Raw genomic sequence first — 21,779 nt, 5'->3', positions numbered from 1 at the left:
ATCATTAAGAGTCAGTTATCTGTTATTAGAAGTCCTAAACGATTAATCATTTCTTTAAATGTATGCCATTCAATTCCTTCTTTTACAACTTCTAAATATGGTTTATCAATTTCAATACATTTCCACATTACTATTCGTAATCTTTGTTGGATTAAATAAGAATTAAGTGTCTTTTCAAAGAAAGTGTTAAAGTTAAAATCCTTTTCACTTTGTTTCACATATAAAGTATCTACTAACATTCCCTCACCAGAAAGGTTAAAAACTGCCCCCCAGTGTATCTCATGATGTAAGGGATTTACGGATTTACCGATGATTAAATCGTTGTCGGAAAATCTTATTACAGATTGAATATCATGTTTGTAGTTGTCCTCATTAACAGGAGTTACTAGTGTAGCTGCTTCAACATTAAGTGCTTGTGCAATGCTAAGAATGAGTTTAAATGTTGCATCTCTATTTCCATTCTCTATTTGGCTAATGCTTGCCGGACTTGCTTTGCTTAACTTAGCTAATTCTGAAATTGATAAACCATTTGATTTTCTTAATATTCGAATGTTTTTGCCGAGATAGCTCATAACAGTCCACCTCTATTAGTTAGTATTTCCATATTAATATAAATCTCCTAATAAGGAAAGAGTGTATCTAAATTAAATTTTGCTAATTGATATATTTTTTTTATTGAATAGTAAATTGTTTTAGTTTATTATGGTTGTAAATGTTAATCCAACTTGGTGGACTCTAATGTATCATTAGTTGATGTTCTAAGGTGGGATTTATTTAGAAATCTCTCTTTTATTAGGATTTTCTTAAATTTTAGTAATGATATTGATGAAGTAACGGGAAAGGTTATCAAGAAAAAAAGGTCAGTAATGCCATTACTCTTGATATGGAATTCTTTGGGATTGGAAGCCGAATGCTGTTTTTGAAAAAAACGCAAACGAGAAAGTGACCGAATCAAGTGAACGCCAAATCTTAAAAATCTCCTTTTACAGCTGGTTGGAAGATTAATATGATAGTTTCCTTTAGAGAGTTGGTGACAAGATGGACTATGCTACATTAAAAGCTACTTCCAATGTTTTAGACAAGGTTGACCAGTTAAAGGAGTACGCCAACATCTACTCTTTTAGCGAGATAAACGGCTTACATTATGTAGACTTCATAGGAAGAGCCGAAGGCAAAGAAAATGCAGCGCACAATGTAATCCATATTTATACTGCTTCTCATAAATTGCATTACTATGGCACTTGCTTTTTATTAAAGCAAAAGTACAATGACACTCCTATAAATACTATTTCAAGACAAGCGCATCAACTGAAAAGATTTTTGGACTTCCTAGAGTTTTGGAATATTGATTTGTTAGAAGTGGATACCTTTATAGTTGTTGTATCCTTTGTTAGTTACTTGCGTTTATTAAAGGTTTTAAGAGCCACACCTAAGCAGGCAATTAAATGGTCATTACTGAAAAAGGTGCCTTTGCATGAACGAGCAAAGCATTTTGGTAAAGTGTCATCTATTGGCTTAAATTTCGAAGGAATAATGGTCCAAGACAGATTCGAAGATTTTTCTCATAATACTATAAGCGGTATTGTCGAAACGGCATGTAAGTATCTAAACTTTTTAAAAAAAGAAACCTGTGAATTCGAAGATATAGACCTTACATCTATTCCGGTAAAGCAAAGAGCATTCACAACTACCACAACGGGTACAACAGGGAGAAAAACGTATGTAATGGTAGCCAATATACACGCCATACTAAGTGAAGCTAGTTTTAGTAATCCAGACGCTTCAGCGGACCTCATTCACCCGTTATCGGAAGAAGTGATGACCGAAGAAGATGTGAAAAATTTCATGTCCTTGATTCCTTCAGGCGATACCCAAACAAGACTTTTGTTTTATATCTTGAAGTCTTTTGGACTTAGAAGGTCTGAGGCTCGAAACCTTCTATTTGTTTCTAAAAACGTACCTAAAGACTTTTATCTTTGGGATATTAACAAGGCAGAGGAATGGTTAAAGAACGAGATGCATGGCGATTTATCGTATGATAACAAGCTAAAGGGATGGGTTTGTAATGTAGAAAAAAGAGAGATTGACAATTTTCAATCTCAAAATAAAACTGTCAAACCACGACAAATCCCTAACTTTTTCTCGCAGCAGGAGCTTACAAACTTATTACTTGAACATATCAAAGAAAGGAAGTTGGTAATGGAAGAGACAGAACAAGAACATGATTACTTATTTTATTCAACTTCAAATAATTCAAAGGGAGAGGCAATTACCGGGGGGACGGTTTATTCTAAGTACCGCAGCGTTATTTCTGGTTCTAAAAAAGAAGATTTTTATCTCAACTTTTCTCCACATTCATTCCGTCATTTTTTTGCAACTCACTTAATCCGAATTAAACGCAAACCGATTTACGATGTATCTAGATGGTTAGGTCATAGTGATGAAAAAACAACTAGAACAATCTACCTTCATTACTTACCTGGACAGGACGATTTGCATATAGATGACAGAGTAGGAGACATTGCTTCTACTTTCAAAAATGGTGGAAAGGTATGAATTTGATGAATACAGAGTGGATTGAAATTGAAGATTTACCTAGAAGCGAAGCCAACGAGAGCAGAAAGAAAGCGTTGAAAGGCATATTAAACAAGTTAAAAACCAAATATTCAACAGGGGATATTTGGCTGAAAACTTGTTTAGAAGAAAAGGAACCTTTCAAATGGGGTGCAATGAAGGACTTTGGATATATTTTACCTTGGGCTTTAGAAAGAGGTTTAATGCATTACCCTGAATATAGAAAAGCAATTATAGATTACTATAGTAAGTTCTTTAATAGAGTGGCTGATTTATGTAAGGAGTTAGCTGAGCATTACCAGTTTGTCACTGAAGAGGAAGCCGAAGCATTAAAAGCGTTGCGAAAAGACTCCGAGAAAGAGTATTTTGTTAGTAGTTTTTATAAGTTATGCGTTACATTTGGAAAGAAATTGAAGGATATTACAGACAAAGATGTACTAGAGAGCTGTGTAGACTGGTCGTTCAACTCGGTAGTTACTTCAAGAAATATCATACAAAAAGCAAGGTTCGCTCTTGGTTATACAACAAAAAAGCAACTCACCCATTGGTACAAAAAAAAAACGGTTGATAAAATGGTAGCTGAACACCCGCATTTTGAAACGCCTATCCGGGATTATCAAAAATATATGATAGCCGGGGGATATTCAAAAGCAACTATAAAAAAGAAAAATACTACCTTATCAAATTTTCTATCATTTCTAAAAGAACAAAGTGAAATTGTACAGCTGTCAAACTTCCAAAGAACGGAATTTTGGGCTTATTATAAATGGTTAAGTCTCAAGTTCCGCACATCATATACTTATGCACATGTTATTGAAGCTAAGTTATTTATTGAATGGGGGTTAAATGAGTACCCTGATTTCCCAAAGACTATTGACTTCCCTGAAGGTCTATCGTTAAAGCTAAATCGTGCTGTTACAGCAGAGCAAGAAAACAGTGATGGTCGTGCCTTCCCTATAGAAGGACTAGCTGAAAGGATAATTCAGGAATGTTATGCGTATGTTCCCGAAACTGAAAGGGAAGCGTTATGTAAGGACTTCTGGCTGATTGTCGGGTCTTGTCCTGCTCGATTTGATTTTATTCATAACCTTGCGATAGACTGCCTAAAGCCTATGTTAAATAGTGATAGTTTTCTAGGGGTGACTTCCGTATACAGAGATAAAGGTGGTAATGTTAATGCGCAGTTCCCTCTGTTTGATAATGTTGGAATTGAAGCGATACAACGCCTTCAGAAACGATGTCATGCAAGAGGGTTTAAAGCAATAACTAATCCTAATAACAATCTGAGGTATGTTCACCTTTTCCATGAAGATAACGTCAACGGTCTTCTAACAAGAACGGCGATTAGGGATTTTTTGAAATGTGAAATTCTCCCACAGATAAAAGAGATTGAAGATTATAAGATTGAAAATGATGGTGAAATGTTTGAGATTGGTGCTCATGGATTTCGACATTTTATAGCTACCTTGGTACAAGCCAAAACAAGAAATATTAAGGCGACACAGTTTGTACTCGGTCATCATGACGAAAAAATGTCTATGCGTTACCTTAGAAGTAAAATCTCGCGTAACACCCTTCTCTACTCCATCGTTGATGGTTATGAAAAACAGGAAATTTCAGGAAAATATTATCTGAGAATCATTGAAATGTGGGCTGATGAATCCATTGAAAACAGTAGAATATTTGATGATTTAAATTCGGAAATAAAACTATCGGACTTCTTAAAAAAGTACGGTCGAAAAAGAGATATGGGTTGGTGTATGTCTGAAGATAACTGTGAAACGTACTATCGATGCTGGGGCTGTCAACATTTTCTGTTACGAAAAGAAGAAATAGAGGAAGCTATCGGATTACTAGCACAACTTTTTCTGGAACACAGAAGTCTAGTACAGAACAGTAAACATTATACAGATGATAACCCTTTCGCAGCTTCTTCTATAAAGACACAAGCTTTAATACAAAAAAGACTTACTGACTTGCGTTTAAGTCCAGAAACGATATGGGAGATGGTCCAATTAAGACTGTTGAGGAAAGATATCAAGGAGGCATTGCCAAGTGGAAATGTTGCGCTCACTTCAAAAGAATGATGAACATGTCGCCACACTGAACGGAATTCGAATAAAAATGTATGAGCAAGCACACTTTACACTCGAAGAGTGGGCTGCTCTTGCACCTGCTGCATACAAGAACCGTAGGTTTATGTTTACAGTTCCGTTTCATGAGTGTATTCAAACTGATGTTGTAAGTTTCCTCGGAAGAGGAAAAGAATATAGAGAGCTTACAATACAAAACTATTTGTTAAGTCTAGCTTTTGTACAAAGATGTCGATTGCCTTTAGAATACACTATGAATTTTTGGACCTTGCATCAATTCCCTTTGGAGGCTATGCCTAATTTCACAATCCTTTCGGATTTGTTTGATGAGCATTATAAAAAATGGGACCCTCTGAACGAAAATGACACAGAAAAAACAGTAAGGGGCAAAGAAGAAATTCAAAACCTTACTTTGAGATTATGGCTTTCTGGTTACGGAGTAATTGAAGGGATTGGGCATGAACCAATAACTGATGATTTGTTAAAAGAGGTCGCAGATAAGTTTTCTGGAGTAAATAATGGAAGAAGAAAAAGGACCTTTACATTACTTAGTTACCTTCTTTCTAAGGAAGAAAGGTCTTTAGTTCGTAATATTATGAATTTTTCAGGAAAGAAGGATGTTTTTGAATCAGAATTGGAACTCTGGCTGGAAGAATCTTCTGTCTTTGAAACGGAACTAGCGCTCCATATAAAAGAGTATGTTTTCGGGGGCTTGAAAGATAGAGTGAAAAAAGTGAATCTTCAAACATATACGAATGTTGAAGGTGATTCAGGGACCATTGCTACTAAAGAGATAAGCCCTGGAACTTGGAAAAACTATTCTAAAACTTTGCGTTTATTGTGTCAGAACTATCTATATCTTGGTGAAGTACACACCATTGAAGATGTACTACAAGGTAGATTAATGGATATATTTGTTGATATAGCTGAGGGTGACAGTATAAAGGATTTCTTTATGTATGTCCAAGTTATTGATAATTGGTTTGATTTCTATGCATATCAAAACCAATTAAATGTTAATAAAAAACGAATCATTCCAAAATCTGGATTAAGGGTACGCGATAAACGTTTCGGGAAACACATTGATTTTAAGCAGGCAGTTAAGCTTATAGAGACTTTGCAAGATGACCAATCACCTTATCATCAAGATAATGCACTGTTTGATTTCAGACTTAGAAGATTATCGCTGCTGATACTAGAGACTGGGAAAAGGGCGCATGAGGTATGTTACTTAAAGCAAAATTGTTTAAAACAAAACAAGTATGGTGACAGCTTCTTGCATTTTCATAAAACAAAAACGAGGAAAAAGCATGATGTTAAAATCTCCAGAAACGCTGTTGAATGGGTTAAGCAATTACAGAGTGTAGCTCCTACGGAGCCTATAGAAATCAAATCAGAGCTATATCCTGGAGGGGACGATTTAAGAGCTAAAAGATTGGTTGCAGGTACGCAACTTAGAGTAGTCCCTTTACTCCCGGTTTATGTTACTACATATCTTAAAGACTTACAAAAGAAGATATGGAAAGATACGCCCCCGCCAAGTGGCAGGTATTTCACAGCACACGATTTAAGGAGAATGTACGGAACTTATTTGAAATTCAAAGGACTCTCCAATGAAGAAATAGCTAATAGGCTTGGGCATAAAAACTTGGAATCTCAATATACTTACACCCTCACAGCAGGAAATGATATATTGGATGCACTTCAGGATATATCAAAACAAGGTTTGTACGGGATAAAAGCGACTATTAACGAGAACACTGTTGATTCTGTTGCAGAAGAAGTAAAGGTTCTTAGTGAAGAGAGCATTTTCAAAAAGTCTTCTATGATTATTGATGAAGTGGAAGAAGAGGAAACAGCAAAAAAATTTATAGAACAACTGTTGAAGAAAACAGAAGGTCTGGATTTTCCCTCAGAACAATCTCAACCGGATGGAGAAGTTCCGAAGGGATTCCCTATGAGAACACATAACTGCAACGCTCATGCGAAGGTAACTTGTTTTCACCACACATTGAAGTGTTATAAGTGTAATAAATATAGTCCTGATGAAGATATGTTACTAGAGCATACAGCGGAGCTTGTTAGATGGGGTGTCTTTGTTCATCATCAAGAAACTTTATTAAAGAAGACAAAAGATAAAGTGGAGAAAAGGACGCTTCCGTTAAGGATAGACGATATTAAAAAAGACTTACAACCAGAGACGTTTAAGGAGCTATTTCGAAAGTTTAAGCATCTTTCAGAAAAGGAAGCTGAAGCTGTTGAAAAAGAGGTATATCAAACTGTGAAAAAATACATCGCAAAGTATTATAGGAAGTTTCCAAGTCCAACAGCAAAGCAAATGGATGAATTTCTGAGGAGTGGTGTTATCAATGGCTAAGAAACAAATTTCTCATGCAGATTTAACTCGAGGCGCTGCCAGTGCAAAAAGAACATTTATCAGGAGAGCACAGAAGGGGATATATCTCACTCAAAGGTTGAGCAAGGAAGAAGTTTTACAGAAGATAGCTTCGACGTTACAATTGACGCCGAGAAGCTTGTATACCGGTGACAGAAAAATATATTTAGAAGAATGGTATCAAATCCTGCTTAAAGAAGTTGAAGAAATCCATGAGGGTTTAAGGGCTGAAAAGAATCTTTCTTCGGTAGAAGAGCTTAAAAATCTAACTGTAGAACGACTAATGGAAGAAATTTCGAACATGAAACAGATGTTGATGGCTTACAAAACGAAGTGCGATGAACAGGCATTAGTCATTGAAAAATTGATGAAACAAGTATTGAAGAGACACGAAAGAGTTGAAAAAATATAGCTGACTTCCCCGATAGCAATATCTTAAATTAGCCAACGCGCAAAAAAAGACTGGGAATTCCTTATATGTAATTCCATCTTTTGTTCTCGCATCCGGTAATACAGAAGACTTTCATACGGTGTTGAACATTTATTATGTATGCTGACTACTAAAGACTCTTTATTTGTTTTCTTTGTTTGACAAAAAGGTGCTACGGCACCTTTTTTATTGCACTAACCGGTCAGCCTAACACAAATAATCTATGATAAATGAAACTTAAATAGAGAAAAAGGGGAATGGAAATGAAGCTATTTAACTTTGGAGACAAGGATAAGTCTATCGTTTGTTATTACCAAGATGGGAGTTTTTTTACACCTTTAGGAAGTTTACTGATTCAATTTAAATTTAAAGTAAACTTTTATCCCATTTGTGGGATTTTTAGGATGGAAATTTCACTTGAGGACAGCAATATTCAAGAAGAAAAACATTTCGTTGGAAATGGAGAGTTATTTTATAACGGATAAATCCTATGCTATCGCAGCCTTACCAGTTGTGGACCATCTAGAAGAAATTATAATGAAGCACGATAAGATGAAACTATTGAACCTTTTCAAAGAGGAACTGTTTCAGATGTTAGAAACGCAACTCGATGATGTTGATTATACACAATATCGTTTTGTTTTCTTGCCACTATAAAGGAGGTGGAATACATTTAGTAACGTAAACACTTGTATTTTCATCTCCTTTTGTTAGATGGTTTAATACCATGAAGAACTTCCAGTGAGTTACGGAAACCCAGCCATTCCCTAGGATGGTTGGGTCGCGTTTAATAATTGAGCACTCATTCAGCTCAATGTATCTTTGTAAGCAGATAAAAGATAAAAAACAAAACCGGAATTGACCGTATTATCTCCTTCGATTTAGGCAGAGGATGAAATTCAAATTATTTAAACTTCTTACAGAATAGCCTATATAAAAATTTTTCTCGTTCATAATTATACCTGTAATGTAAAATAGGAGGAACAGATATGAAGCGTAAAGTTAACTTATTAGGAACAGAGGATGAATTACTATATTATAGGTTCATAACAACTGAAAAAATAAAGAAGGTGGAAAGGATTAGAAATGGGAAGTTCGAATCCTTTAAAAAAAAATCTTTGGAAAGACAGTATATAGCTGAACATGAAGTAGCTGCTTTTAAGTTTGAAACGATAACTGATGAATTAATTCTTCCTTTCATAGATTACGTTCAAAAAGACAAAGTAGGATTTAATCAATACTTTGTTACCTGTTGGCGACCTATAATAGGACCTAGGGCTTTTAGGCTCTTCATAGCTCTTGCACAACGCTGTCAGGAAGTAGATGATTTCTGTTTTACTACTGTTAATGCTTTAGCAGAGGAACTAAACTCTAGTGTAAATACTATACAAGTACAACTGGAAATTTTAGAGGAAAATGGATTTATTTATCGATTTTGGGTATCTAACAAAACTCAGAACTGCAAAAATGAAGGTGTACTAATTAAGGTACGGGAGACCTTACATTACCTTTCTGAAAAGCAGGTTAATCAGTTACCAAAATTCCAACGTAAAAAACATGATGAATATATCAATAGGATAAAATTTGATATTAGAGACCTTTTTAAACTGTTTCAATGTTAGAAAATTGGTTACCCATTCTATTATTTTTATCCCTTCAATCAATGAGTTTTTGAATGAGGAAATTATCTTGATTTTATAAAAAATTACTCGTTTAAAGTAACGGATTCTTCTTTCGAAAGGAAAGCTATTCAATTGAGGCTAAATATCATTACAAATAGCATTGGATTAACACAGTAAGGCGCAGTAAAAAGAGCATTGAATCGACAGCGATGCTCTTTTTTTGTTTAACATTATTAACACAAAGCTGTTCAGCTATTTTTTGCACCCGTTCAGTGGTTACTCCTGCTCTGAATTCCACCTGGTCTAGGGTGAACCATTGTTTTTAAGTTTACTGTACCAGGATAACAGGGTAAATTAGTAGATAGCCGTAGTAACGAAAGTACAAAGCACAATATTAGAGAGTTCCTATTATCATCATTCGTATTTTAAATGATGGAGACTTATGATAGTTTGCGTCTGTCAAAATTTAATGTTTAGTCTTTAATCAACTTACTAACAGAATAGTTGATTAAACTGTGTAAAAAGTAATCATAGGTATCAATGGGGAGTATTGTTTATGCGTTGTTATTGTGAGAATAAAGAAACATTCGATTTAAAGGTAGAAGGAGATGTTGATACAGACCCAATTTGGTTTAATCAATGTGGATGTAACTTTGATATTGAAGAAGTTCCCATTTCAGAGGATTTAAAAGATGAATTGATGAAGTGGGCAAAGCAGTATGGTAAATGGATTGATTGGAGTAAAGATACGTTGCGTTCCAATGGTATTGAATTGGAAAACGAATGTAATAAACTTGGTCTATTAATTACAGACAAAGTTAAGAAGGCACTTAGTGCTAAATACAAAGTAAGTTTTTCTCCTTCTTCATCAGCGAGAATGTATGCTGGTTTAGATTTTTGATTTTTCAATGGCGGTAGTTGAAAAAGAATTGGAGAAGCCCTAATAAATAGGGCTTCCTTCAATTTTTATGCAATTATCAACATTAAAATTTAACAGAGCCAATTTGAATAAAGACCGTTAGTTGATTAAAAAAGAGCTGCACGCCGCAGGAGGGGATAATGTAAAACTAATTCATGGTCACATTGTATTGAAAGGCAGTCGATTTATATAGCATTTCGTCCTTTTGAAATAAATTTGCATTATAAGTTGCAAAAAAACTTGTTCCCACAGGCTCGAAGGTATAACATGTATTCATACATTTGTGATTCAGGAAATATTTTCTTATCTTTTATTAAGGACTTCATCGGAAATAACGAATGGAAATATCACTCATTGAATGAGTGGATTTTTATTGTTTATATTTACCATCTTTATATTCTCATAGACTCTTAATATAATAAGAATAAACGGTTAGAAATACCAATTTTGAGGGGAGTGATAATTATGTAAACGGATTCAGACACAAAAAATAATATCACTTTTAGAAAGAAGGGAACCTATGTCTAGTAAAGATGTGTGGCGATGGTTGCTACCTAGATTTAGTAATGAACATTTGGTTGACATATACACAGACCAAACTATCCAATTTAAGGGTATCCGAAGTAATAAAATTAAGAATTTCATTAATAAAGCAAATAGAAATGTGCTTATTTCAAACTTGTTTGAACCAAAGAATTATCAAAAATTGATGCTCTGGTCCAAAACACATGAACCGGATTCACTAGAAGGAATCTCATTAGTAGATAAAGAGGTAAACGAACTAGTAAGTATTGTAGAAGACAGTGATGCTGCTACGGTATTAACAAAACTATTTTTTGAAGAACAAGATAAAAAGGCAATTCAATTGTATGCACTTTTAAAAGACGAACATAGTGAATTATTAAATCTTCCGCATGAATACTTTGTATCTAGAACAGAAAACACTGAATCGGACGATAAAAAACCGATGACAAAACAAAAAACAATTTCTAACGAAAAACCAAAAGAGGAAACGACGACCTCTAAAAAAGACCAAAAGAAGATACAACAACTCGAACAAAAGGTAGACAACCTAAAGAAGGAGTTGGAAAAACGCGATGAAATTCATAAGAAAAAAATGGACGAGATGATAGAAAAAAATAAGAATACCCATGAAAAACTAACTGAAAAAAACCGATTGTATAACGAATTAGTAAAAGAAAACGAAAAAATGACTGAGTACACGGGGGGAACAGGTAAATGGAATAAAGAAAAAGCCGCGCTAGAAGAAACAATAAAAGTTTTGCAAGGTAAATTAAATCATTTACATGCACAACAAATGAACGAGAAACAATTACATGAAAAACAACTACAAGAACTATCAAAGGAAGGTTCTGATAACAAAACAACAACTGAAATGAAAGTAACTTTGAATCAAACAAATAAAACTCGAATTCTTGTAATTGGAAAGCCTCTATTTACACAACCATTTCAAGATGAAAGAATCGAATTTAATTTTGTAGAATCAGATGATGTTCATAAGTATCCATTTACAAGAGACTATGAAGATTATTGGATTTTATCATACGAACTCAATCATCAAAACCAAGTGCTGTTGAATACAAACGATTCGTATTTACAGCTAGACAAGAAAAAAATCAAAATTTGTAAAGATTTTAGTGAAGTAAGAGAGTTATTGAGTCAATATAACGGAAGAAGAGAGAGGGTTATGTAGTATGTACGGAGCAAAAAGATGGGATATTAATATTGCAGGGATTTTAGCAAATGACGGAGAGGTTTCAACAGGAAGAAGTTCTGTTATTATCAATCAAAACGATAATTTACAATTTTATATACGAATCGTTTCGACACCCCCTGAAAGTTTCCCTCGACAAATAAGAGATGTATGTTGTTATGAGGAGGAGTTAAATAATTGGGGTTTTTATGATGATATTACTAAAAGCCACTTCGACAGAAAGCAAGCGCTTCGCGATTTTTTGAATCGCTATATACTCTTTTTTAAAGTAGATTTAAAAAAACCAAGTGGCGGAATGGAGTATCATGTTGCAAGAGATGTAAGTATTGTTAAGAAATCTGATTCTTTTGCCCCTGGTACATTTTTGGAGCCGATTCCAATTTTTTCAGAAGAAACAACTGAGCGTACAAAAGAGGTATTTGAACAACAATTACAGGGTAAAAAATATATAGGAGAAAACAAACAAATCTCTAAGGATGATGACGTTGCTCCATCTATGATTTTATGGAAACATCAACCGGACAAGCAAGAATATACACTATACGGTTCATTTGAAAAATATGATTATGCTCATGGTGGTTTTCGATTCTATACATCATCAAACCAAGTGAATTCCATCAATTTACAAACGGAATATGTTATGAATAGTTATCTGCATGAACAGGTTCTTTTTATGGAATCAAAACAATGCGATGAATTGCAAGATTTGCTTAAAGAACATGGGGAACCGATTGGCGGATTAGAAACACAAGATGCTCCAAAAGAACAATTATTAGATGACAAACCTGTAGAACCTGTTACACCAGAAGAACACTCTATTGGTTACAGAGAACATGAGTTTATGGAAGTATTTCAAAATGAATGCAAACGTTTAGGACTCTATTATGATACTAAAGATTTATATAATTTCCATACTGCAATGAAAACGGGAAGTCTTGTAATTTTAGCTGGTATGAGTGGTACTGGAAAATCGAAGCTTGTCCAATGTTATGCAAATGCTTTGAAACTAACCAAAGACCAAATGTTATTTGTACCGGTTCGTCCGTTTTGGCAAGATGATGCAGATGTAATTGGTTATTTAGATACATTACATAACGTATATCGCCCAGGAGATTCCGGTGTGATGAATATCTTAGCCCGTGCTAAAGATTATAGTGAAGACTTGCATGTCGTTTGCTTTGACGAAATGAATCTTGCACGCGTTGAACATTATTTCTCACAATTCTTATCGGTACTTGAGTTGGAAGAAAATAAGCGAATCTTACGTTTATATAATGAAGAGTTTAGTGCAAGAATCTACAACCAAAATGTATTTCCACCTACTTTACGTATAGGAAGTAACGTGATTTTTGTAGGAACTGTAAATCTTGATGAATCTACATTCCAATTCTCTGATAAGGTATTAGACCGAGCGAATGTAATTACTTTAAATATGCAGCCGTACTCCAATGTGCTACAAATGGAAGAACAACGAAAACAAGAACCAATTATACCGAAGTCAGAGCCGTTTACATTTGATGAATACGAAACATTCAAGAAAAAAGAACGTGAAATTTCATTACATGAAAATGAATCTAAGTTCCTCTGGGATTTGCACATTGAATTGCAAAATTGCAGTCGAAACTTAGGAATCGGATGGCGTATTATTCGCCAAATCAGCAATTTTCTAAATAACATTCCGCTAAACGCTCCTCTTAGTAGAGAAGAAGCTTTTGATATTCAGTTAGTACAACGTGTTCTAACAAAAGTTCGTGGGTCGGATGAACAATTTACGGAATTGATTGGTAAGTATAATTCAGACACAAGAACAGTAGAGAACAGTAAATTGTTAGAATTATTATCTACTATGCCAACTTCCTATGAATTTAAACAAACACGAAAATTGATAGCGGAAAAAGCGAAGGAGTTACGTTTATATGGTCATACCATTTAAAGTTATTTTTCGGCAAAATCATAACCAACAAAACGAAAAAGAGATTCCTGTTACTAACTTCGTACAAGATGAAACAATTTTGTATCGAATGGACGATGAAAACGTACCGGAAGTTATGGAAAACAAACGATTATTGTTAGAATTTATTTGCGAGGATGAAACAGCCCGTCTTTATATGGATGGGTTGGACACCCTCCCCGAATGGGCAGTGGAAATTGGGGAAGATAATATTGGGTATTTAACTTCTGAAATGAGCCCTGTATATTTGTATGATAACTCTGATAACGCCAGAAACAATACTGGATACTATCCGCTTATTCCTGGATACTATCGAATTAAAGTAGTTGTGCAAAATGTATCATACTATTCTTGGCTCAAGGTACAACCAAAACAAATTACAGAAGAACAATGGGTTTCGATGCGTGATGAAGTTGAAGCAACATTAAATGGATTAGCCCAAGACTTAATACGAAAAAATGCAAGTCTTGGAGTCAATAGTTCTCTTCCTATTCCCATTCATATTCTTCGAAAATTATATATCGTTAAAAAAGATTACTTGAAATGGATTAACTCTTTAAAATCTATTCAATCCGAACCTCGTATGCGGATTCGTAAAGAATATGATTTGGTTCCAGAAGGAAAAGCTGGGATTGTTGATGCTACTAGTATTCGTTATCGTTCTAGACATCCGGAAAGTCGAGATTATGTTTATACACCTAAACATACTAGAAATCATAACTTATTAGAAAATCAATGGATTAAAAAAATTATGCGTTTTATCTCACGAGAAATGAACGATTTATTGGTATATCTCCATAACCATAAAGAAAAAGTACAACAAGAAATTAAAACAGAACAGCGTTTTCAACGCTTTCGTCACGATGAGAGCGTCCAAATTCGTTTGAAATCTAAAGTATTAGATGAATTGTTAGAATATGAACGATTCGTTCGACAAGTGAGAAGTGAATGCTCGATTGTATTAAAAGAAGATTGGATGGAAGAAGTAGAAGAAGCACAAATGTTGAACATTCCTCATGCGTTACATTTAGACTTGAGATATCGACAATTATATCAACTATATCGCTTGTTAAAAAATGAGGAATTATCCATTTCACTTGATACCAATTATGACTACTATTGGAAACGAACAGATTTATTGTATGAGATTTGGGGATTTTTACAATTGGTAAATGGGTTACAAAACGAAAATGTTGGCTTTGAAGTGGTAAAGGGTTGGATTTTTGATACAAATCCTAATTCAAATTCAATAACGGTTCCTTTTTTAGAACCAGGAACCGTTATTGAATTTAAAAAGGGCAATATCCAATTGAATTTGGTTTATGATGAAACATTACCAAGTGAAAAGCAGGGCACAACCATTAATAAACCAATCTATACAGGTGGTCCGCATACACGTCCAGATGTTCGAATGGACATATATGAAAATGATGAATATATTGGAACAATTATGGTTGATTTTAAATACAGACCTTTACAAGCCATATGGAATGATTTTAGAAGAAAAAAAACAGATGCTATGCGTCAGTTAATTTCTTATCGTGACAATATGAAGTCTCCTTTCTTATATAAAAATTCATTGTCAAATAACTGGCACTTAATTAGAACAGTGCACGAAGTTTGGGCGGTTTATCCGAATCATGAAGCTAATATGCAACCTAAAAATCCTATGGATAGTTACCAGGTTCGTTTAATGGAATTAACACCATTAGAAGAAAAGGATAGTTTCCACCTTGGAATTGCAGAAACGATTCAAAAAGTCGTAGATGCTTATCATGAATTTTTCCAACGAGTGTAATATCAAGATGCATAATATAGTTAATGAAAAAGCACCTAATATATTTATATTAGGTGCTTTTTTTAACGTTTTGATTTTACATATCCATTTTCTTACGCTTCTTTTTCTGTGCAAAACCAGGCAATGTTACTTGTTGTTTTATCATAAAAATCCCCGTCAGGAACATGATAAATCTTGCTGTTTGCATTGCCTTTGATTTTCCCCTTGCAAGTTACATTGCTTTCTTTATTATCGTTTGAGTTGCTTTGAAGAGAGTTAGAATTTGTTTTAGAATGATTAGAGTTTGTTGAAGAACTTGTATTGAAATCATTAGCAGCATAGTTTTCAATACTCCATATCCCAATTCCTTTTTTCTGTGCTTCTTTTTGAATTGCATAAAACTCATCGATGTGAGTTGTGTTTGGTGCATATACATAAGCAACCCTTGCTAATCTCTTTTTTAGTAACATCCTATTTATCATCTGACCATCTACATACACATAAGCTAGTAAATTAAAAGACGCAGAGTGGTTTGATGAAGCGTTGGATGCCTTTTATAGAGATACATCAACTAACGGCACTAAAGTGACTGAAGCAATAGCAATGATAAGAGTAGGTGGGAAAGTTATCATTAAACCATAATATTTTGTTTTTGTCGCAGATACTTTAATTACATGAGAAAAACTAAAGACTGAAAATACAGTGGTCTTTGGTTTTTCTTTTGATTAGACTATGTTAAATAATAGTTTGATTTTTTGTAAGAAATAAAGGACCTCTTTTAAAGGTCCATTTTTGTTTGTAAAAATTATATTAATTCAGCCTTTAAGAAGTCCCATCAACATATTAACGAAAACATATGCTAAGCAAATTTATATACCATTTTGTCCTTTTGAAATAAATTTGCATTATAAGTTGTGAAAAATCTTGTTCCGACAAGCTCGAAGGCGTTTTTAAGATATACCATGTATTCATACGGTTACGTTCTTCATACAGCAGTAGATGCTTATAATAAAGGATTTAAAATTGTTGTTTATGAAAAGGCCGTTGCATCTTTTAATGCACAAGGACATGAATATGCACTTGGACATTTTAAGTCTTGTTTAAATGCAGAAGTGAAATGAAAAGAGGCCTTCAAAAAGGTCTCTTTTTTCTGTTTAACGAGGGGAGTATTGTAGACTTAAAATAAAGTCGTTTGTAAAAAAATATATTGTTATCTCCCTTTAGATTGTGAAAAAGGGTATATTTATAGAAGAACATTTAACAAGTTTTAAGACAATCAATACATAATTACAATAAATCAATTTTGTATGAAATTTTCATTAGTCAGGAAGTGGTTAGATGAGTGTATTAACGTATACTGAGGAATTTTTTAATTATGTGAGGGAGTTTTTAATTTTAAGGTTTTTCCTATTTGCTTTAGTTCTTATCATTATTTCTTTTGCCATAAACCGTACTATTGATTGGTTTTTTAGAAAGTCCAACTTTTTTGATGAAGAGGTAGAACAGACGATTCAAAGTGTAATTCGTTCTATTTTTAGATATATCATAATCATCAGTCTTATCATATATTTAATTAGCCAATTTGTAGATATAAAAAGTATTCTTGCAGGTGCAGGGATAGCGGGAGTTGTCATCGGTTTTGCGGCACAGCAGTTGCTAAAAGATGTAATATTAGGCTTTGCAAGATTAGCGGACAAAGAGTTTCGTGTTGGCGATTTTGTTACTTTTAACGGAACAAATTCAGGAACTATTGAGGAAATCAGTATTCGTTTTATGCAAATTCGTGAATGGTCAGGAAAACTTCTCACTATACCACATGGAGAGATCAGAACGATACAAAACTTTAATAAAGGATGGATGCGAGTGATTGAAAGGATCACGGTAAGCTATCAGGAAGACCCCACAAGAGTTAAGGGATTATTAGAGGAAGTCTGTGTTATTTGTAATGAAAAATTGGATCAAAGTCTATATAGAGTAGAGGATGAGGCAGTTGAGCCGTTTAAATATGTTGGTGTTACTGACTTAAATCCTAACCTTAAATATATTGGATATGAATTTTGTATTACAGGTTTGATTAAGCCAGAAGATTATTTTGAAACTTCTAGACAAGTAAGATTTGAGTTAATGTCTATGGTTCATAAAAATCAAGTGCAAATGCCAGCAGCGAATATGTTCGTTACTACTGAAAGTTTACAGCATATTCATGGGGGACAATCTTTATCAGATAGTTAAAGAAAATTAGCTAATTTCTGTTTTCATTTAGAATTTGGATTTGAAGATCAGCAGATTTGAATGAGCTGTATGAGATATCTCTTAAAAAAGAGCTGAAGGAATTCAGTTCTTTTTTATTTGTAGAATTTAGAAATTTCTTAATGTTATAATGGTAGTTGGTGATGAGAATGAACTTTGAAGAAAAAGAGATGCATCGTTTAGAAGCATTAAAAGAAATTGCGGAATTATTAAATGAAGCAACAAATTTACAGGATATGTTAGAAAAAGTATTACATACATTGTTAAAAGTTATGAATTTACAAACAGGATGGATATTCTTTATTGATGAAAGTGGAGAACACCGAATGCTTGTAGATCAAAACTTACCACCAGCTCTTACATGGCAAGAAAAGAAGCCAATGTGTGAAGGGGATTGTTGGTGTGTAGAGCGTTTTGTGAATGGAAGATTGGAAAAAGCGACTAATATTATTGAATGTAAGCGAATAGAAGATGCAATTGAATGTAATTGGGGCGAAACAGAAGATGTTACACATCATGCAACAATCCCGTTAAGATCTGGATCGGAGAAATTCGGTCTATTAAATGTGGCTGCGCCTCATAAAACACATTTTTCAGAGGAAGAGTTAGCATTACTAGAATCGATTGCATTTCAAATAGGAACGACAATACAACGTATTCAGTTAGTTGAGAAAGAACGTAAATACGTAGTTGTAGCGGAAAGAAATCGACTTGCACGTGATTTACATGATTCAGTTAAACAATTGTTATTTTCTATTATGCTAACAGCTAAAGGTACTCTAAATATGACGGAAGATAGAGACTTGCAAGAGATGTTGAACTATATAGGGGAACTATCACAGGAAGCTTTGCAGGAGATGACGCTATTAATTTGGCAATTAAGACCTGAAGGGTTAGAGAAAGGTTTAGCAGAAGCGGTTCAAAATTACGGAAAGCTGTTAGGGATTCATGTGGAAGTTCGAATTGATGGAATGGTCTCAATTGGAGATGAAATAGAAGAAGTATTATGGCGTATTAGTCAAGAAGCGATACATAATTGTAAAAAACATGCTTCGTGTGAAAAGGTGTATGTTCATTTAAAGATAGAAAATAACCAGTTACATTTTTACATAGAAGATAACGGAATAGGATTTATTCAAGAGCAAGTAAGAGAGTCCGCACTTGGTTTGAAAAGTATGAAGGAACGAATTGAATTAATGAGGGGATCGTTTCAAATAACAACAGAGCCGAAAAAAGGTACAAAGATAGAAATTCAATTACCGGTTTGAAGGGGAGAAGATAAGTGAAGATTAAATTGTTATTAGCTGAGGATCATCATATTGTTCGAAGGGGACTCGTATTCTTTTTGAAAACAAGAGAAGAATTTGAAATTATTGGGGAGGCAGAAAATGGTGAAGAGGCACTATGTTTTGTACGAAAAGAAAAACCGGATGTCGTACTAATGGATGTATCGATGCCGAAGATGGACGGAATTGAGGCAACAAAACGTATTAAAGAATATGATGAGACGATAAAGATACTTATGTTAAGTAGTTTTTCAGAGCAAGATTATGTTTTACCAGCAATCGAAGCTGGAGCAGATGGTTATCAATTAAAAGAAGTGCAACCTGAGCAACTTGTCGCTTCTATTATTGCTGTACATCAAGGAAATGCAAATTTTCATCCGAAAGTAACATCTGCATTAATAGGACGTCCTGCAGGAAAGAAAGAAAAAGAAAACCCTTTTTCTATGTTAACGAAAAGGGAGCAAGAGGTACTTCGTGAAATTACGAAAGGTAGAAGTAATAAGGAGATTGCAGCAGAACTTCATATTACAGAACAAACTGTGAAAACACATGTTTCAAATGTTTTAGCTAAATTGGAAGTAGACGATCGTACACAAGCTGCATTATACGCAGTGAAACATGGGGAGAAATAATAATAAGTATGAATAATTGTGTCACATGTTACGGCAGAATAGATAGGAGAAATTAAAATGTATAGTGATGCCTAATAAAGGTTTTTCTTCTTTCAATAATTAGATACTTTGTATGTGGGATTGTCGTTGCAACGACAAGAGGAAACACTACAAAATTTCCAAAGCATTCGTGAAACAATTTCGATGAAGCGAATATAAAAAGCTCTTCAAATGAAGAGCTTTTTATATTGGTCAATAGTCTGTTGATATATCCTCTAGATCTACTTTTTCTAATTTCTACATAGAAATATGCTACTTACTTATAGTCATAACTTCTCATATTTAAAAACATTCATTTTTTTATACCTCTATATATTTCGCATATAAAATCAAAAAATAGCCTGATACATCCAAACACATTTTGGATAATAATTCAAAAATTGTTCAATATTTTACAATGTACTTATAAAATTACGTGTTATGATGAACATGTAATGATGATTGAACACTTAAATTTGGCACAATAATGAGCCAAAACAGTGAAGACAGAAGTTGTGAGATGTACTCATTAAAATTCTAAAACACTAAAGGGGAGATCACATATGAAAGCAGTAGTCGTTAATAAAAACAGCAAAGCAAACATTGAAGTTATTGAAAAGGAATTACGACCGTTACGCTCAGGCGAAGCGTTAGTAGATGTAGAGTATTGTGGAGTTTGCCACACTGATTTACACGTTGCAAATCATGATTTTGGTAACACAGATGGCCGCATCTTAGGACATGAGGGTGTAGGTATTGTTACGAAAATAGCTGATGATGTAACTTCACTTAAGATTGGTGACCGTGTAAGTATTGCATGGATGTTCCAATCTTGTGGACGTTGTGAATATTGCATAACTGGTAGGGAAACATTCTGTCGTGAAGTTAAGAATGCTGGTTATACAGTAGATGGTGGTATGGCTGAACAGTGTATCGTAACAGCTGATTATGCGGTGAAAGTACCAGAAGGATTAGATCCTGCTCAAGCATCATCCATTACATGTGCAGGTGTAACTACATATAAAGCTATTAAAGTATCAGATATTAAACCAGGTCAACCTATCGTAATCTATGGTTGTGGTGGATTAGGTAACTTAGCTATCCAATATGCTAAGCATGTATATGGTGCAAAGGTAATTGCAGTAGATATTAATGACGACAAATTAGCATTAGCAAAAGAGGTTGGCGCTGATATGACTATCAATCCAATTTCTCAAGGTCCTGCTGATAAAATTGTTCAAGAGGCGTTTGGTGGCGCTTATGCTGCTGTAGTAACAGCCGTTTCTAAAGTAGCATTCAACTCAGCAGTTGATGCAGTACGTGCTTGCGGTAAAGTAGTGGCGGTAGGTTTACCAGTAGAAACTATGGATTTAAACATTCCGCGACTGGTATTAGACGGAATTGAAGTAGTTGGCTCTTTAGTAGGAACTCGTAAAGATTTAGAAGAGGCATTTATGTTCGGTGCAGAAGGAAGAGTAGTGCCGGTTGTCAAAACTTGTCATCTAGATGAAGTACAAGATGTATTCGAAGAAATGGAACAAGGTAGAATTCAAGGGCGTATGGTAATTGATTTTAAACAACATAATTGCGATTGTAAATAATTCACTTTGTTTAAATTGTCATTAGTGCGAATCTCTTTAAATATAAAACAGGTAGATTTTAGGCATGAGTCTGGTATTGAACCGGACTCATGCCTTTTCATTTGGTTTTAATCTGCTTGTAGCAGTGAATATAGTTCTTCAATTATTGTTTCATGCCTCAAAACTTGATGGCATTAAAGGTGAAATGAACTCATCGGGAGAAGGGAAATGGACTGTTGAAACTGCACTTGAACTTCAAGCAGCGGCACCAGTAATCGCAATGTCATTATTTATGCGTTACCGTTCTCAAGAAGATGATACATTCCACGGAAAAGTAGTTTCAGCTCTTCGTAATCAGTTCGGTGGACATGAGGTTGTGAAAAAATTAAAAATGATTTTTGAAAAGAAACTTGTGCTTATGTACAAGTTTTTTTATTTTAGATTCTATTATACATAGTTTAAGAAAATCCTAATTTTAAAATACTACTCACCTATCGTTAATTTGCACCGATTGTAT

16 protein-coding genes and 4 pseudogenes are annotated in these 21,779 nt (G+C 34.2%); 17 read left to right on the top strand and 3 right to left on the bottom strand.

What is annotated here, in order from left to right; translation table 11 throughout:
- Window positions 1-11 precede the first annotated feature (11 nt).
- Window positions 12-572: a helix-turn-helix domain-containing protein gene (locus COC96_RS01560; protein ID WP_098768151.1), complete on the bottom strand. Its 561-nt coding sequence runs from the start codon at window positions 570-572 to the stop codon at window positions 12-14.
- 466 nt (window positions 573-1,038) lie between these two features.
- Here COC96_RS01560 and COC96_RS01555 point away from each other — a divergent pair, with 466 nt between their 5' ends.
- From COC96_RS01555 to COC96_RS01510, 10 genes are all read left to right on the top strand, one after another.
- On the top strand, window positions 1,039-2,556 hold the full coding sequence (locus tag COC96_RS01555) for a tyrosine-type recombinase/integrase (protein ID WP_098768150.1): 1,518 nt from the start codon (window positions 1,039-1,041) through the stop codon (window positions 2,554-2,556).
- Entirely contained in the window at window positions 2,553-4,661 is a 2,109-nt protein-coding gene (locus tag COC96_RS01550; RefSeq protein ID WP_098768149.1) for a hypothetical protein, read from the top strand. The genes COC96_RS01555 and COC96_RS01550 overlap by 4 nt, the downstream gene beginning before the upstream one ends.
- Entirely contained in the window at window positions 4,636-7,044 is a 2,409-nt protein-coding gene (locus COC96_RS01545) for a site-specific integrase (protein WP_257201440.1), read from the top strand. The genes COC96_RS01550 and COC96_RS01545 overlap by 26 nt, the downstream gene beginning before the upstream one ends.
- Entirely contained in the window at window positions 7,037-7,474 is a 438-nt protein-coding gene (locus COC96_RS01540) for a hypothetical protein (RefSeq protein WP_098768147.1), read from the top strand. The genes COC96_RS01545 and COC96_RS01540 overlap by 8 nt, the downstream gene beginning before the upstream one ends.
- Before the next feature lie 281 nt (window positions 7,475-7,755).
- Window positions 7,756-7,977: a hypothetical protein gene (locus COC96_RS27830; RefSeq protein WP_257201306.1), complete on the top strand. Its 222-nt coding sequence runs from the start codon at window positions 7,756-7,758 to the stop codon at window positions 7,975-7,977.
- Window positions 7,978-8,481: 504 nt separating this feature from the next.
- Window positions 8,482-9,114, top strand: a complete 633-nt coding sequence (locus COC96_RS01530; RefSeq protein ID WP_098768146.1) for a helix-turn-helix domain-containing protein — start codon at window positions 8,482-8,484, stop codon at window positions 9,112-9,114.
- Window positions 9,115-9,670: 556 nt separating this feature from the next.
- On the top strand, window positions 9,671-10,015 hold the full coding sequence (locus tag COC96_RS01525) for a hypothetical protein (RefSeq protein WP_098768145.1): 345 nt from the start codon (window positions 9,671-9,673) through the stop codon (window positions 10,013-10,015).
- A gap of 538 nt (window positions 10,016-10,553) precedes the next feature.
- Window positions 10,554-11,747, top strand: coding sequence for a hypothetical protein (locus COC96_RS01520; protein WP_098768144.1), 1,194 nt, complete (start codon window positions 10,554-10,556; stop codon window positions 11,745-11,747).
- Between the two features lies 1 nt (window position 11,748).
- Window positions 11,749-13,701: an AAA family ATPase gene (locus tag COC96_RS01515; protein ID WP_098768143.1), complete on the top strand. Its 1,953-nt coding sequence runs from the start codon at window positions 11,749-11,751 to the stop codon at window positions 13,699-13,701.
- Window positions 13,685-15,517 carry a DUF2357 domain-containing protein gene (locus COC96_RS01510; protein ID WP_098768142.1) on the top strand — a complete coding sequence of 611 codons (1,833 nt, stop codon included), beginning with the start codon at window positions 13,685-13,687 and terminating at the stop codon, window positions 15,515-15,517. Before COC96_RS01515 ends, COC96_RS01510 begins: the two co-directional genes overlap by 17 nt.
- Window positions 15,518-15,609: 92 nt before the next feature.
- On the opposite strand, the gene COC96_RS28655 is transcribed toward COC96_RS01510, so the two are convergent.
- Window positions 15,610-15,714: a sunset domain-containing protein gene (locus COC96_RS28655; protein ID WP_441296578.1), complete on the bottom strand. Its 105-nt coding sequence runs from the start codon at window positions 15,712-15,714 to the stop codon at window positions 15,610-15,612.
- A 144-nt stretch (window positions 15,715-15,858) separates the two neighbouring features.
- A pseudogene (locus tag COC96_RS28650) lies at window positions 15,859-15,999 on the bottom strand (thermonuclease family protein); the annotation flags it as partial.
- A 477-nt stretch (window positions 16,000-16,476) separates the two neighbouring features.
- Between COC96_RS28650 and COC96_RS01500 the strand changes: the two are divergent.
- The 7 genes and pseudogenes from COC96_RS01500 to COC96_RS01470 form a co-directional block, all read left to right on the top strand.
- Window positions 16,477-16,617 (top strand): annotated as a pseudogene (locus COC96_RS01500) (isochorismatase family protein); the annotation flags it as partial.
- A gap of 217 nt (window positions 16,618-16,834) precedes the next feature.
- On the top strand, window positions 16,835-17,728 hold the full coding sequence (locus COC96_RS01495) for a mechanosensitive ion channel family protein (protein WP_098266685.1): 894 nt from the start codon (window positions 16,835-16,837) through the stop codon (window positions 17,726-17,728).
- A gap of 188 nt (window positions 17,729-17,916) precedes the next feature.
- The gene (locus tag COC96_RS01490) at window positions 17,917-19,014 is read left to right on the top strand and encodes a GAF domain-containing sensor histidine kinase (protein WP_222120946.1); all 1,098 of its coding nucleotides are present in this window, start codon (window positions 17,917-17,919) and stop codon (window positions 19,012-19,014) included.
- A 14-nt stretch (window positions 19,015-19,028) separates the two neighbouring features.
- Complete coding sequence (locus COC96_RS01485; protein ID WP_098266687.1) at window positions 19,029-19,664, top strand: response regulator; 636 nt, start codon at window positions 19,029-19,031, stop codon at window positions 19,662-19,664.
- Window positions 19,665-19,763: 99 nt separating this feature from the next.
- Window positions 19,764-19,862 (top strand): annotated as a pseudogene (locus tag COC96_RS01480) (MurR/RpiR family transcriptional regulator); the annotation flags it as partial.
- 383 nt (window positions 19,863-20,245) lie between these two features.
- The gene (adhP, locus tag COC96_RS01475) at window positions 20,246-21,283 is read left to right on the top strand and encodes an alcohol dehydrogenase AdhP (protein WP_098768139.1); all 1,038 of its coding nucleotides are present in this window, start codon (window positions 20,246-20,248) and stop codon (window positions 21,281-21,283) included.
- Window positions 21,284-21,440: 157 nt separating this feature from the next.
- Window positions 21,441-21,719, top strand: a pseudogene (locus tag COC96_RS01470) (hypothetical protein); the annotation flags it as partial.
- Window positions 21,720-21,779 lie beyond the last annotated feature (60 nt).

The organism is Bacillus cereus, assembly GCF_002577405.1.
Lineage (GTDB): Bacteria > Bacillota > Bacilli > Bacillales > Bacillaceae_G > Bacillus_A > Bacillus_A cereus_AU.
The sequence above is the reverse complement of the archived record's forward strand: the minus strand, read 5'-3'. Positions and strand labels throughout refer to the sequence as shown.